Raw genomic sequence first — 15,094 nt, 5'->3', positions numbered from 1 at the left:
ATCGTGAAAAAATGTATGCTTTTTATTATGCTTAAAGTAACAAGTTTTGGAGTTGTTAATATGGCGTTTATATTATTATTTGGATTAAGTTTGGTATTTAGTCTTTTATTAAGTAGTTTACATTTGTTGTTACCATGGCTATTTGGTCCGATGATTGCAGCTGTTGTTTTAAAGAAATATACATCGTTAAATTACAAATGGCCTAAATGGTTAAGTGATATCGGTTTATATATATTAGGTGCCCAAATTGGTGTTTCATTTACAAAAACGATATTAAATGATATTAAAAATGATTGGTTCAATATTATCATTTTAAGTTTAATGGTTATTGGTTGTGCGGTGGGCATTGCGTTTATTTTTAAAAGAATTGTTAAATGTTCGACTGAAACAGCATTACTTGCTTCTATTCCTGGTGCATTAAACCAAATGATCGTGATGGCAGAAGAAAATAAATCAGCAAACGTATTAGTAGTCACATTAGCTCAAACGAGCCGTTTAGTATTTGTGATTTTATTTGTGCCGCTTATTTCGTCGTTTGTGCATCAAACAAGTAGTAATAATATAAAATATATCAATCATGTGCAAGATGTATTTCATGTATTGAATATTTGGCAAATGCTTTTCATTGTATTGTGTATGTTTATTGCGATTTTTATTTTTAAGAAATTGCATTTTCCAGTGCCTGATATGCTAGGTCCTATTTTTGTAATGTTGGTTTGGAATTTAATGACCGGACTTAATTTTACTGTACCGATGCCTTTAATTAATATGGCGCAATTATTATTTGGTGTTCGTATAGGATTACAAATGTATGACTTATCTAATCAAATCAATAAGCAATTATTTATCGGTATTTTTATTCAAAATATGTTATTGATTATTGCGACATATTTAATTTGTATGTTGATGAATATATGGACAGATCATGCATTTAACGATTTATTTTTAAGTGCTGCACCAGGTGGTATGGCACAAATCATCATCGTTGGTCTTGAAACACATGCAAATGTTGCAATGATTTCAAGTTATCATATCTTTAGAATATTTTTTATTTTGCTTGTCATTTCCCCATTGATTTCTTGGTACCTAGTATATCGAGCAAAGGGAACTCATTGACAGTTAAATCATAATCTTATACAATATATCTAACTTCATATTCCTACAGGAGGAGTAGTTTAACACTTATTTTTAGAGAGTGCATGTTGGTGAGAATTGCACAATAATGTTGAATGAAGGTAGCCTGATTTAACGTATGCTGAGTTGAGTAAGCATACACGTGTAAGAGCGTTAATCTTTTAAGTGCAGTACATCGTACTGAATTTAGGTGGTACCACGGTCATCCCGTCCTATGCATTAGGACGGGATTTTTTTGTAGGGATAAATGAACATTATACTGGAGGTAATTCGATGGAAACAAAATACAATCCACAGCAAGTTGAACAAGGACGCTATCAAGAATGGGTAGATAAAGAAATCTTTAAAGCAGAAAGTAATAGTGATAAAAAGCCATTTACAATTGTAATTCCACCTCCGAATGTCACAGGTAAATTGCATATTGGTCATGCTTGGGATACAACTTTACAAGATATTATTACACGTATGAAACGTATGCAAGGATATAATACGTTATATTTACCAGGAATGGACCATGCGGGCATTGCAACACAAGCAAAAGTAGAAGCAAAATTACGTGAAGAAGGTATTAGCCGTCATGATATTGGTCGTAAAAAGTTTTTAGAACACACGATGGAATGGAAAGAAGAATATGCTGGATTCATTCGTGAACAATGGGCAAAATTAGGTCTAGGGTTAGACTATTCACGTGAACGTTTCACTTTAGACGAAGGTTTAAGTGATGCGGTTAAAGAAGTTTTCGTAAAAATGTACGAAAAAGGCTTAATTTATCGTGGTGAACGTATTATTAACTGGGACCCTGCCGCACGTACAGCATTAAGTGATATTGAAGTTATTCACGAAGAGGTTGAAGGGGCATTTTATCATATCAATTATCCATTAGTAGATGGTTCAGGTTTTATTGAAATTGCGACGACAAGACCTGAAACAATGCTTGGTGATACGGCTGTTGTTGTGCATCCGGAAGATGAGCGATATAAAGATATGATTGGTAAAAATGTTATTTTACCGATTATGAACCGTGAAATTCCTGTTTTAGCAGATGAATATGTTGAAATGGACTTTGGAACTGGTGCAATGAAAGTAACACCTGCACATGATCCAAATGACTTTGAAATCGGAAATCGACACCAATTAGAACGTATTAATGTAATGAATACAGATGGTTCAATTAATGCACTTGGTGGCAAATATGAGGGTATGGACCGCTTTGAATGTCGTAAACAATTAATTGAAGACTTAAAACAAAGTGGAGACCTCGTCAAAATTGAAAAACACGTTCACCAAGTAGGTCATTCAGAACGTAGTGGCGCTGTAGTTGAGCCTTATTTATCAACACAATGGTTCGTTAAAATGGCACCACTTGCTGAACAAGCGTTAAACAACCAAAAAACGGATGGACGTATTGAATTTGTACCTAACCGTTTTGAAGGCACATTTAATCGTTGGATGGAAGGCATTCATGACTGGTGTATTTCTCGACAATTATGGTGGGGACACCAAATTCCAGCTTGGTACCATAATACGACTGGTGAAGTATATGTGGGTAAAGAAGCACCTGCAGATATTGAAAATTGGACACAAGATGAAGATGTATTAGATACATGGTTCTCAAGTGCATTATGGCCATTTTCAACTTTAGGTTGGCCAGATGTAGAATCAATTGATTATAAATCGTTCTATCCAACAAATGTTTTAGTAACGGGCTATGATATTATTTTCTTCTGGGTTGCACGTATGATTTTCCAAGGTTTAGAATTCACAGGTAAACGCCCATTTGATGATGTATTGATTCATGGATTAGTTCGTGCAGAAGATGGTCGAAAAATGAGTAAATCATTAGGTAATGGTGTTGATCCAATGGATGTCATTGATCAATATGGTGCGGACAGCTTACGTTATTTCTTAGCAACAGGTTCTTCACCTGGACAAGATTTACGTTACTCAACAGAAAAAGTTGAAGCGGCATGGAACTTTATTAATAAAATTTGGAATGCTTCACGATTTAGTTTAATGAATATTGGTGATGATTTTAAAGCGAGTGACATAGATTTAACTGGTAAAAAATCTTTAGCTGATGAATGGATCTTAACGCGCTTAAATGAAACGATTGAAGATGTGACGCGTTTAGCAGATAAATATGAATTCGGTGAAGTCGGTCGTGTATTATATAACTTTATTTGGGATGAATTCTGTGATTGGTATATCGAGATGAGTAAGATTCCAATGAACGGTGACGATGAAGCTGCTAAAAATATGACACGTTCTATCTTAGCTTATACTTTAGATTCAATCATGCGTATGTTACATCCATTTATGCCGTTCGTTACTGAAAGTATTTGGCAAAACTTACCGGTTGAAGGAGACTCAATTGTTACAGCAAGTTGGCCAGTTGTTCGACCAGAATTATCAAACGCGCAATCGAAACGCGATATGGAACAATTGATGGAAATTATTCGTGCGGTACGTAATACACGTAATGAAGTCAACACACCGATGAGTAAACAAATTCCAATGATGATTCAAACGAATGATGAAGCAACATCAAACCGTTTAGAAACTGAACGTGTATTTATTGAGAAATTCTGTAATCCAAGTGAATTACAAATTGCAACCAATGTAGAAATTCCTGATAAAGTAATGACAACAGCCGTTACAGGTGGATTAGTTGTATTACCATTAGAAGGTTTAATTGATATGGAAAAAGAAAAAGCAAGATTAGAAAAAGAACTTGCAAAATGGCAATCAGAATTAGATCGTGTAAATAAAAAATTAAGCAATGAAAAGTTTGTTGCGAAAGCACCTGAAAAGGTAATAAATGAAGAAAAAGAAAAACAAAAATTATACACTGAAAAATATAACAGTGTAAAATCAAGAATTGAATCGATGTAAGGTGATTTATGGACTATTTAGAGAGTTTATATTGGATACACGAACGCTATAAATTTGGGATTAAACCTGGTATTAAAAGAATGGAATGGATGTTGGAGCGACTAGGTAATCCTGAAAAGAATATTAAAGGCATCCATGTTGTTGGTACAAATGGCAAAGGCTCTACAGTGAGTTATTTAAAAAATGCCTTAATTAAAAATGGTTATGAAGTAGGAACTTTCACATCACCATACATAGAAACGTTTAACGAACGTATTAGTTTAAACGGATTTCCTATTACGGATGATGAAATCGTAAAATTGGTCGAAATTGTGAAACCAGTAAGTGAAGCTTTAGATGAAGAAACAGATTTAGGTGTTGCAACTGAATTTGAAATCATTACAATGATGATGTTTGTTTATTTTGGCCAAATAAGATCTGTCGATTTTGTAATAATTGAAGCAGGATTAGGTGCAGAAAATGATTCAACAAATGTTTTTCAGCCAATCATGACAATATTAACAAGTATTGGATTAGATCATACGAACATTTTAGGCGATACTTACACAGATATTGCAAAAGAGAAATCAGGTGTCATTAAACCGGCAGTACCACTTGTTTATGCAGTAAAAAATGAAGAAGCAAAAGCATATATTAATGCAGTTGTTGAAGAAAAACATGCGAAAGGTATTAAACTTGGCCGAGATTTTTATGTTGTTTCGAATGGCAAAGATTTTACATTACGATATAAAAACTACGAGCTTGAAAATATTGAATTAAAAATGATTGGTAAACATCAACAAGAGAATGCATCAATTGCTATTGTTACATTACTAGAAATGTTTGATCGTGGCATGATTACAATAGATTTTAATAAAATGATTCAAGCAATCGAAGATACAACTTGGACTGGACGTATAGAAAAAGTTCAAGATGAACCATTAATTATTTTAGATGGGGCACATAACCAAGAATCTATAGATGTTTTGGTAGACACAATGAAAATGTATTACCCAGATAGAAAAATCGATGTGCTATTCTCAGCAATAGATGGTAAACCAATAGGAAAAATGTTGAATCGATTAGAAAGTATTGCAAATACATTTTATGTAACGACATTTGATTTTCCTAAGGCATTACCGATGGATACCATTTATGAATCGGTAGAGCACGCGAATAAAGTGAAAGTTAAGGATTACGATACATTTATTAAATCTTTTGACGGTGATTTATTATTAATCACAGGTAGCTTATATTTTATTAGTGCAGTCAAAGAAAAAATGAGGAAATAATAATATCAATGGCAAAGATTCATAATATGTGCACATTATGAATCAATAAATGATAAAAAGGAGCGAAATTTTTAAATTTCGCTTCTTTTTTATGATTTTTTATCAAATTTTGCATTTTTACAAAGTGCATTTGTTTATTTAAGATATGCAAAAGGAGGTGAAATGATATGATTTATTGATTTTTATCATAGGAGCCAGTTTAGGTTCTTTTATGCAATGTATCACTGAGAACAAATTATATTTATTAAGAAGAAGTCAATGTGAACATTGTGGGCATCAATTAAATTGGTATGAGCTGATTCCTATATTTTCGTATTTATTTTTACGAGGGAAATGCAGTTTGTGTAAAAAGCAAATCCCGCTTAAGCATTTTATTGTTGAATGCATATTTGGTGGTGTGTTTGTCCTCGTCATTCACAATACTACCAATCATCTTTTGGTGATTCATTTATTAATGATTTCTTTTATCCTACCTTTAAGTATTTATGATATAGAACATTATCAAATTCCAAATAAAATATTGATAATTATGATGGTGTGTCTATGTATTGTTATATATAGTCAGTATTTTTATGTATTCCCATTTTATAATCAAGAACCATTTTTTCAATTTTCAAGTACAATTGCATTTATGAAAATTAGTATTATTTTATTACTGCACCTTTTTTATTTTCTTACTAAAAGTATTGGTTATGGTGACATAAAACTTTTAAGTATTTTAAGCGTTGGTCTAGATCCAGCCTTCTTTATTGCAATGTTTTTAATGATGTATATCGTTGGTGGTTTATGTGCCATTATATTTTTATGTTACAAATCAGAAATCAAAAAAATCCCTTTTGTCCCTTTTATTTTTGCAGGCTATATTTTGGTTGTTTTATTATATGACGAAATTCATATTATCTTTTTAGGAGGATTTTATTAATGTTAGAGCTAGAACTCGCAATTGATCAACCAAGAGAAAAGTTACTTCATTTAGGCAGTCATGTACTAACTAATCAAGAGTTAATTTCGATTCTTTTAAATACAGGTACTAAAACGATGAATGTAATGCATTTAAGTAATCATTTATTATCAAAAGTCAATTCAATTCATGAGCTGAGAGATCTTACGTTAGAAGAGTTGATGAGTATCAATGGTATTGGTGAAAAGAAAGCAGCTACGATTCTTGCGGTGATGGAATTGGCTAAACGTATGCATACTCATACTGTTCATGAACAAATAAAAGTCACTTCACCTGAATGCGTCGCAAAATATTTAATGGAAAAAATGCGATATTATCCTCAAGAACATTTTGTTGTATTATTATTAAATACTAAAAATATCATATTTCATGAACATACTGCTTTTATAGGTTCATTAAATGCATCGATTATTCATCCTAGAGAAATATTTCGTGAAGCAGTTAAAAGAAGTGCTGCAAGTTTAATTTGTGTACATAATCATCCTTCAGGTTCTCCGGAGCCTAGCTATGAAGATATTGAAGCCACTAAAAGACTGGTTGAATGTGGTCAATTATTTGGTATTGATGTATTAGATCATATTATTATCGGTGATGGTACATTCGTAAGTTTGAAAGAATCGGGTGTATTGTAATGGGATTAGATATGTATTTTTATGTTGAAGATAAAATGACTAAAACTGAAATCATGTTTGCATATTATCGTAAATTTAACGCTTTGTATGGCTATTTTTGTAATAAATATACGATGGATAACCCAGGCAGAGCAATTGTTAATTTTGAAGATTTAGAAGAGCTTTATCGATTATGTCAAATGATATTAAAGCAAGAAAAACATCCAAGTGAATGTTTACCAATTATGTTTGGGCCATTTTTTGGTTCATATGATTATGGTGATATTTATCAAAGTTATATCCTACAGTTACATTATGATTTAATTCGTTTAATGGAAATTGACTTACTCAAATATAATATATATTTTTACGCAGATTATTAGAATAATAATGGGATTAAAAATAGGCTATTTTTGTACCATTGATTTAGAGTGTGACATAGATAATGTCCACTCTTTTTTTAATTTTCTAAAAATTTAACATATTATTAATTAAATAGGGTAAACGGTATGAAAGGGGGAAAGTAGATGTTAAAAAAATTAAAAATGCCACATACGTATTTATTATTATTAATGATTGTATGTATTGCGATGCTGATGAGTTATGTAATACCTGCAGGAAAATTTGATAGAGAAAAAGTTGATGGTAGAGAACAAGTAATTAATGGTACTTATCATGCTGTTAGCCAACACCCTGTGTTGCCACAAGAAGTATTTAGGGCAGTCCCACAAGGCCTTGTTGAAGGTGCTGATATCATCTTCTATATTTTTATTGTAGGTGGTGCTTTTGGCATTATTCATAGAACCGATGCAATTACAACAGGTGTCAATTCTTTAATGAAACGAGTAGGAAATAACGGTAGATGGTTGATTCCAATTTCAATGACTATTTTTAGTATTTTAGGATTTTCTATTGGTTTAAGTGAAGAAACGATTATTTTTGTACCTATAGGCATTGCACTTGCGACAGCATTAGGTTACGACCGAATCGTTGGTGCGAGTATGATAGCACTTGGTGCAGGTATCGGATTTTTAGGTGGGATGATTAATCCGTTTACTGTCGGAATCGGTCAAAAAATTGCTGAAGTACCTCTATTTTCGGGATGGGGATTTAGAACGATTATATATCTACTTGTTTTATTAGCTGGTATTTTGTATGTGATGAGATATGCAAAAATGGTTAAAAAACATCCTGAAAAAAGCTTGGTTTATGATGTAGATGTAGAAGCAAATAGCACGATGGATGATGATGTATTAAATACAAAATATGATTCGTTTAGAAAAAGACATGCATTTATTTTAATTTTACTTACTTTAACGATCTTAATAAATGTTTACGGTATTTTTAAGTATCAATGGTTTTTAAGTGAAATGAGTGCGAACTTTTTAGTGATGGGCATCATAGCCGGATTAATAGGTGGATTAGGCATTAACGGTACGTTTGATGCCATGTTAGAAGGGATGAAAGATATTTTATTTGGAGCAATGATTGTAGGTTTTGCAAAAGCAATCGTTGTCGTATTGTCTCAAGGTATGATTATCGATACCATTGTGTATTGGATGACTGATATGATTGATCACTTACCAAAAGGATTTGCTGTTGCTGCAATGTTTATCAGCCAGTTATTATTAAATTTCTTTATTCCATCTGGTAGTGGACAAGCGATGACAACTATGCCAATTATGGTACCGATTAGTGATTTACTAGATGTAAATCGACAAATCACCGTACTTGCATTTCAATATGGTGATGCGATTAGTAATAATATGATTCCTACAAGTGCTTCATTAATGGGATTATTAGCTGTCGCAGGTATCCCGTATCATAAGTGGTTAAAATTCGTTTGGAAGATTTCTTTCATTTGGGCAGTTATATGTTTTTCGGGAATGCTAATTTATTTATACATGCATTAAATAAAAATTTAAGTTTGTAAAATTGATGTAAATTTATATCGATTTCCGAATTATTTTGCTGAAAAGTATTGCAATATTCTAAATATTTTATTATGATGAGATGGACTATTAAAGAAAAGGAGGGAAATAATATGAAAACATTACAGTATATTTCAATGTTAGAAATGAATATTTCTCCTCCTGCGAATTCAATGATTTGATTTCAATGATTTAAAATGAATTTTTTAAATTTGATTTGAGTTTATTTGAATTGTGGGAGTATTCTCCCTTTATTTAAAGCACATGCCTTAGATATAGGTGTGTGCTTTTTATTTTGGGATTTTTTAAGGAGGATTGTATGTTAGATGTTTTATTTAAACTGAAGTGGTTCTTTAAGACCGAGAAAAAAAGATATGCTATAGCCATTTTATTGTTATTAGTTGCAAATATTGTTGAAATTGTTCCACCTTGGTTAATAGGACATACGATTGATTTAATCAATGAAAAACAATTATCTGTTGCGTTATTCTACAAAATATTAATTGGTTTTGCAGTCGTTGTTTTATTAGGTTATTGGATTAATTTTTATTGGCGTTATTTATTATTTAATGGCTCTCAAATTTTAGAAAGTTTAATGCGTAAAAAATTAATGCGCAAATTTTTAACGATGAGCCCTAGTTTTTATGAGAAAAATAGAACTGGTGATTTAATGGCAAAAGCAACAAATGATTTAAGTGCGATTAGACAGACTGTTGGATTTGGTATTTTAACATTAGTTGATAGTACAACGTATATGATTACCATCATTTTTACAATGTGTGTATTAGTCAGTTGGAAGTTAACATTTTTTGCACTTTTACCATTACCTTTATTAGCAATCATTGAACAGCGTTTAGGGAAGAAAATTCATGAACGATATACGATTAGTCAAGATGCTTTTGGGGATATGAATGATCGTGTTTTAGAATCCATTGAAGGTATTCGTGTAACGCGTGCTTTTAGTCAAGAGGAAAATATCAATCGTAACTTTGTTGATATGACGACAGATGTTGTAAACAAATTTATTCATGTAGAAAAATTAGACGCTTTATTTAAGCCTTTGACAATTATTGTTACAGCGCTAAGTTTTGTCATTGGTTTAGGTTATGGGAGTGTGCTCGTTAACCGTGGTGAGATTTCTATTGGTGGATTAATTTCATTTAATGTTTATTTGAATATGCTCGTTTGGCCGATGTTTGCAATAGGACTTTTATTTAATATCATGCAGCGTGGTAACGCATCATTAGATCGTGTAATGCAAACATTAGATGAACAAGATGTTATGGCGGATCCAATTGATCATTATGTACCGAATGACCATAATGTATCTTTTAAACAAGTAACATTTCAATATCCGATGAGTGAAACAACAAATCTTACAAATATTAATATCGAAATTCGTACTGGAGAAACATTAGGGATTGTTGGACCAACGGGTTCAGGAAAAACAACATTAATCAAACAAATATTAAAAGAATACCCAATGGGTGAAGGTCGAATTGCTATTGGTGATTTAGATGTGACGTCACTTTCAAAAGAGAAAGTGAGAAATAAAATAGGTTACGTCTCACAAGATAACATTTTATTTTCAAGAACTGTAAAAGAAAATATTAAATTCGGCTTACCGAATGCAACGGATACCGATTTGAATGAAGCATTGCGATTAGCACATTTTACTGAAGATGTAAAACGTTTACCAAATGGCTTAGAAACGCTTGTGGGTGAAAAAGGCATCGCCATTTCTGGTGGTCAAAAACAACGTATTTCTATTGCCAGAGCGATGATAAAAAATCCTGATATTCTTATATTGGATGATGCTTTATCAGCTGTCGATGCAAAGACTGAAACGAATATTATCGAAAATATTAGACAATCTAGAAGCGAGAAAACGACAATTATTACAACGCATCGCTTATCTTCTGTAATTCATGCGAATCATATCATTGTATTAAATAATGGGCATATCATAGAAGAAGGTACACATAATGAATTATTAAAATTAAAAGGTTGGTATTATGAACAATTCAATCGTCAACAATTAGGAGAGGAGGCGATATAATGTCAACGACAAAAAGGTTATATTTAGAAGCTTTAAGAGAGAAAAAATTATTTTTAATTGGGCTTTTAATGTTATTCGTAGCAGTAGTTACTGAACTTATTGGGCCGATGATTGCGATGCATATACTAGATAAATATGTAAAAAAGAGTGCCATTTTAGAAGTGAACGCGATTTTGCAATTACTTGGACTGTATATGATAGTTGCAGTCGTTTATGCAATTTTTAGTTATTATCAAACGATTTACTTTCAAACTGCAGGATCGAATGTTATTAAGAACTTAAGAATCAGTTTATTCAAACATGTTCAAAAATTACCCATTCATTACTTTGATAACTTACCTGCTGGAAAAGTAGTTGCTCGTATAACAAATGACACGCAGACAATTCTTGAGTTATTTACAGTCATGTTACCATCGTACATATCAGGGATTGTGAATATTACAGGTATTATTATTGTTATCTTTATTTTTAACTATAAAGTTGGATTATTAGCTTTAATTGTTGTACCATTATTGTTCTTTTGGTTAATGTATTATAGAAAAGTTTCTGATCAATACAACCGTATTGTTCGTGAACGAAATAGTGACATGAATGCTATGCTAAATGAAAGTATAAATGGGATGACGATTATTCAAGCATTCAATCAAGAAGAAAAAATTTATAGAGAATTTACAGACTTAAATGATGAGTATTTAAAAAATTATGAGAAAATCATCAAATTAGATTCCTACACAAGTCATAATTTAATGGGCACAATTCGATCTGTTGTATTTTTAATCATGATTTATATATTTGGGGTTAGTTATTTAGGTAAAGAGATGACGTTAACTGTAGGAATGATGTATATTCTTGTAGATTATTTAACGCGACTTTTCAATCCATTATTTAATATGGTGAATCAATTAAGCTTATTAGAACAAGCTCGTGTAAGTGCAAATCGTGTATTTGAAATGATGGATGAAACTAAAGAACCGACAGAATCAGATGCTTTTAAATCGATAAAAGGTCATGTCACTTTTAATCATGTCAATTTCGAATATAAACCGAATGAGCCAGTTTTAAAAGATATTAATATTGATGCGAACATAGGGGATACAATTGCACTAGTTGGACATACCGGTTCTGGAAAAAGCTCAATTATGAATTTATTATTTCGCTTTTATGATCCAACAGAGGGGCAAATTTTAATTGATGGTCATGACACAACAAAAATGACAAAATCATCAATGAGAAAACATATGGCTATAGTTTTACAAGATCCATATTTATATACTGGGACGATTTTATCGAATATTACATTGAATGATGAACGTGTTAGCCGTGAAGCTGCAATTGACGCTTTACATAAAGTGGGTGGAGATAGAGTATTACAATCATTGGAACAAGGTATTGATACGCCCGTTGTTGAGAAAGGTTCAACATTATCAAGTGGTCAAAAGCAATTGATTTCATTTGCAAGAGCTTTAGCATTTAATCCTAAAATATTAATTTTAGATGAAGCAACTGCAAGTATTGATTCTGAAACTGAGAGCATTATCCAAAACGCAATGGATGTTGTTAAAGAAGGTCGTACAACATTTATTATTGCGCATCGATTGTCAACGATTAAAAATGCGACTAAAATAATTGTACTGGATAAAGGTGAAATTATTGAAAGTGGTACGCATGATGAACTTATTGCGTTAGGTGGTCAATATGCAAAAATGTATCAATTACAATCAGCAAGACAATCATCAGCCATATAAAAATCAGTTTAAAAGTGTCGCTATGACTTTGCCTTTTGTTGAGGCAATTGCAAAATGGGATTTTGGTGTAGGTTATGAACTTTACAATATCGATGATGATTTAGAAGTAATGGAACGGTTTTTAGAAGGTGAATATTATGCGGTAATAAGTGATGAACAATTAATTGGGTTTTATTGTGTGGGCATTGACGCCAAAATGGATATTGAGTATCAAGATCATGCGAAAGTGATTGATTTTGGTTGTGCATTAAACCCAATTTGGATTCATCGTGGATTAGGGCAATCTTTGTTAAATCATGCATTTAATTATTTAAATCATATATATGATTTTGAAATTGTGCGCATTACGGTATGGAGTAAAAATCATAGAGGCATTCGCTTCTTTTTGAAATATGGGTTCAAAGTCGTTAGTGAACAATATGTTAATTATGACGGCAAGCGTTATAAATTTTATGTCATGCACTATTTTAGGCCAAAAGACTGATGTATTTTCTTTTCATTCGACTTATATTAATAATATCGAAAAGAAAGAAGGTATTTGATGTTTAAATTATTGAGATTGATTCGAAATTTCATCATGCTTATTGCATTATGTGTTGTCATTTATATTATTTATATGTATAACCCATTTACCAATCATTCAACAGAACAGCAAATAAATCATGAAACTTCCAATGCCCAAACTTATAATTTGGAAGATAATCAACTGTTTAAAAACATTCCAGCATCGCAAATTAAAAATGTGTTTAATTTTATGGATAAACAAGAGTTTATGTCTGTATCTGGTTTAACAAGAATGGGATATAATCAAGATTACTTGATAGGTCAAAGAGGTAATGACTTTATTTTTTATCATTTTGGCGATCAACAAGTTTTAGTATTTAAAACAGAACAAGATTTAAATGCATATATGAATACAAAAGGTGTTCAGATTCAATTGAAAGACCAAAATGCATATTAAACGGATAATATAATTTTTTTGATGCATTAAAGACAGGAAAAGAAGTCTTTGATGCATTATTTTTATTATTAAAAAAATAAGAATTTAACGGCTAAATATGTTATCGTATAACTAAGTATGAATAATAAAGTATGAGGTGTTGAGTTTGCCTAATTTTTACAAACGTAATAAATTGGTCTTTTTTTTATTTGGTATCATTATTTTTATCGTTATGATTGGTTATTCTTTAAGAGATCATCCAACGAGTAAACCCGAGAAATTTATTGGAGATTCAACCGCGATGGGACAACGTATTGTAAGTTATCCATTTTTATTTGTGTCAAATAATATTGGGAACTTAATGCATATGTGGGATGCAGTTGAGGAAAATAAAAAGTTAAAAGAAAAAGTAAAAGGATTTAGCCAAGTTGAAGCCAATAACTTTAGATTAGAAAAAGAAAACAAAGAATTAAAACAAGCACTTAAAACTGAAAGTATTGCGGATTATGATCCGGTTATTGCCACGATCATTAGTCGAAATATTAATGGATGGATGAATTCATTCATCATCAATAAAGGAAGTGCTTCAGGCATCCGTGATAATATGGCTGTCATTACAACTGAAGGTTTGGTCGGTCGCATTAGTAAAGTAAATAGTTATTCAAGCCAAGTTGAATTAATATCTTCAAGTGTAAAATCAAGTAAAATCTCTGTGACATTGCAACAAGATGGTGATGACATTTTTGGTATGATTGATCGATACGATGAAGATAAAAGTTTATTGGTTGTTTCTGATATTGAAAATAGTGTGAAAGTTAAAATAGGAACAAAAGTTGTAACGAGTGGACTTGGAGGACAATTTCCTAAAGGTGTTTTAATTGGTGAAGTAAAACGTGTTGAAAACGATGAATTTGGTTTAAGTCAAGTTGCTTATGTTGAAACAAAAGCAAATATAGGTGATGTTTCTCAAGTATATGTCGCTAAAAAAAGCCCTAAAGTAATGCAAACACAAGGAAGTGGTGAATAATGCAAATATTATTATTACCACTTGTCGCATTAATTTTGTTTTATATCGACACGATGATTAATTATTTTTTACCGCTACACCTTTTTCATGTTGACTTTTATTGGGTTTCTCACTTAGTTTTAGTTTATTTGTTGATTTTAACCGTATACAAAAATGCTAATATTGCAATGATAATCGGTGTATTATTTGGTATTATTTCTGATGTCTATTTAGGAACTGTATATGGCGTTTATACTTTTGGTTACTTAATTCTTATCTTTTTAATGAATCAATTGTTTAAAGTATTTTATAAAGATATTAAAATGATGATTGTATTATTTTTAAGCTTTATCGCAATATTTGAGCATTTTGAATACATCGTATTTCATATTTTAGGCTTTACACAAATGAACTATTTTATATTTATATTGACGTATGTACTACCATCGATGTGTATCAATTTATTAATGATTCTTCTTGTGTTTCCTTTAGTATTAAAGTTTTTGGATCGATATGTAATCGATTAAACTTTATGTTGACAAAG

13 protein-coding genes and 1 other annotated feature are annotated in these 15,094 nt (G+C 31.4%); all 13 genes read left to right on the top strand.

The window, feature by feature from the left end; genetic code table 11:
- Positions 1–60: 60 nt before the first annotated feature.
- The 13 genes from ER639_RS05590 (at position 61) to mreD (ending at position 15,077) form a co-directional block, all read left to right on the top strand.
- Entirely contained in the window at positions 61–1,116 is a 1,056-nt protein-coding gene (locus ER639_RS05590; protein WP_164993366.1) for an AbrB family transcriptional regulator, read from the top strand.
- A gap of 32 nt (positions 1,117–1,148) precedes the next feature.
- Positions 1,149–1,352: a binding site (T-box leader), on the top strand.
- A gap of 55 nt (positions 1,353–1,407) precedes the next feature.
- Entirely contained in the window at positions 1,408–4,026 is a 2,619-nt protein-coding gene (locus tag ER639_RS05585; protein WP_129064786.1) for a valine--tRNA ligase, read from the top strand.
- Between the two features lie 8 nt (positions 4,027–4,034).
- Complete coding sequence (locus tag ER639_RS05580; RefSeq protein ID WP_129064785.1) at positions 4,035–5,297, top strand: bifunctional folylpolyglutamate synthase/dihydrofolate synthase; 1,263 nt, start codon at positions 4,035–4,037, stop codon at positions 5,295–5,297.
- A 175-nt stretch (positions 5,298–5,472) separates the two neighbouring features.
- The gene (locus ER639_RS05575) at positions 5,473–6,219 is read left to right on the top strand and encodes a prepilin peptidase (protein ID WP_129064784.1); all 747 of its coding nucleotides are present in this window, start codon (positions 5,473–5,475) and stop codon (positions 6,217–6,219) included.
- Positions 6,219–6,890, top strand: coding sequence for a RadC family protein (gene radC / locus ER639_RS05570; RefSeq protein ID WP_129064783.1), 672 nt, complete (start codon positions 6,219–6,221; stop codon positions 6,888–6,890). Before ER639_RS05575 ends, radC begins: the two co-directional genes overlap by 1 nt.
- On the top strand, positions 6,890–7,252 hold the full coding sequence (locus ER639_RS05565) for a hypothetical protein (RefSeq protein ID WP_129064782.1): 363 nt from the start codon (positions 6,890–6,892) through the stop codon (positions 7,250–7,252). Before radC ends, ER639_RS05565 begins: the two co-directional genes overlap by 1 nt.
- A 144-nt stretch (positions 7,253–7,396) precedes the next feature.
- Positions 7,397–8,782 (top strand): YfcC family protein, encoded by a 1,386-nt coding sequence (locus tag ER639_RS05560; protein WP_129064781.1) that lies wholly within the window; start codon positions 7,397–7,399, stop codon positions 8,780–8,782.
- A gap of 337 nt (positions 8,783–9,119) precedes the next feature.
- Positions 9,120–10,859 carry an ABC transporter ATP-binding protein gene (locus ER639_RS05555; RefSeq protein WP_129064780.1) on the top strand — a complete coding sequence of 580 codons (1,740 nt, stop codon included), beginning with the start codon at positions 9,120–9,122 and terminating at the stop codon, positions 10,857–10,859.
- Entirely contained in the window at positions 10,859–12,604 is a 1,746-nt protein-coding gene (locus ER639_RS05550; RefSeq protein WP_129064779.1) for an ABC transporter ATP-binding protein, read from the top strand. The genes ER639_RS05555 and ER639_RS05550 overlap by 1 nt, the downstream gene beginning before the upstream one ends.
- Entirely contained in the window at positions 12,555–13,088 is a 534-nt protein-coding gene (locus ER639_RS05545) for a GNAT family N-acetyltransferase (RefSeq protein ID WP_129064778.1), read from the top strand. The genes ER639_RS05550 and ER639_RS05545 overlap by 50 nt, the downstream gene beginning before the upstream one ends.
- Before the next feature lie 57 nt (positions 13,089–13,145).
- Complete coding sequence (locus ER639_RS05540) at positions 13,146–13,565, top strand: DUF4930 family protein (RefSeq protein ID WP_205757697.1); 420 nt, start codon at positions 13,146–13,148, stop codon at positions 13,563–13,565.
- A 136-nt stretch (positions 13,566–13,701) separates the two neighbouring features.
- A complete protein-coding gene (gene mreC / locus ER639_RS05535; protein WP_240663999.1) occupies positions 13,702–14,571 on the top strand; it encodes a rod shape-determining protein MreC in 870 nt (289 codons plus the stop codon).
- Complete coding sequence (gene mreD, locus ER639_RS05530) at positions 14,571–15,077, top strand: rod shape-determining protein MreD (protein WP_129064776.1); 507 nt, start codon at positions 14,571–14,573, stop codon at positions 15,075–15,077. Before mreC ends, mreD begins: the two co-directional genes overlap by 1 nt.
- Positions 15,078–15,094: the final 17 nt, after the last annotated feature.

This window comes from Macrococcus sp. DPC7161 (genome assembly GCF_004117835.1).
Classification (GTDB): Bacteria; Bacillota; Bacilli; order Staphylococcales; family Staphylococcaceae; genus SDSC01.
This window is presented reverse-complemented; position numbering and strand designations above follow the sequence as displayed.

Coding starts and splice junctions, on each gene's coding strand:
- ER639_RS05540 (WP_205757697.1), top strand. CDS start 13,146: ATGTTTAAATTATTGAGATTGATTCGAAATTTCATCATGCTTATTGCA.
- radC (WP_129064783.1), top strand. CDS start 6,219: ATGTTAGAGCTAGAACTCGCAATTGATCAACCAAGAGAAAAGTTACTT.
- ER639_RS05590 (WP_164993366.1), top strand. CDS start 61: ATGGCGTTTATATTATTATTTGGATTAAGTTTGGTATTTAGTCTTTTA.
- ER639_RS05580 (WP_129064785.1), top strand. CDS start 4,035: ATGGACTATTTAGAGAGTTTATATTGGATACACGAACGCTATAAATTT.
- ER639_RS05545 (WP_129064778.1), top strand. CDS start 12,555: ATGCAAAAATGTATCAATTACAATCAGCAAGACAATCATCAGCCATAT.
- ER639_RS05565 (WP_129064782.1), top strand. CDS start 6,890: ATGGGATTAGATATGTATTTTTATGTTGAAGATAAAATGACTAAAACT.
- ER639_RS05555 (WP_129064780.1), top strand. CDS start 9,120: ATGTTAGATGTTTTATTTAAACTGAAGTGGTTCTTTAAGACCGAGAAA.
- mreD (WP_129064776.1), top strand. CDS start 14,571: ATGCAAATATTATTATTACCACTTGTCGCATTAATTTTGTTTTATATC.
- ER639_RS05585 (WP_129064786.1), top strand. CDS start 1,408: ATGGAAACAAAATACAATCCACAGCAAGTTGAACAAGGACGCTATCAA.
- ER639_RS05560 (WP_129064781.1), top strand. CDS start 7,397: ATGTTAAAAAAATTAAAAATGCCACATACGTATTTATTATTATTAATG.
- ER639_RS05550 (WP_129064779.1), top strand. CDS start 10,859: ATGTCAACGACAAAAAGGTTATATTTAGAAGCTTTAAGAGAGAAAAAA.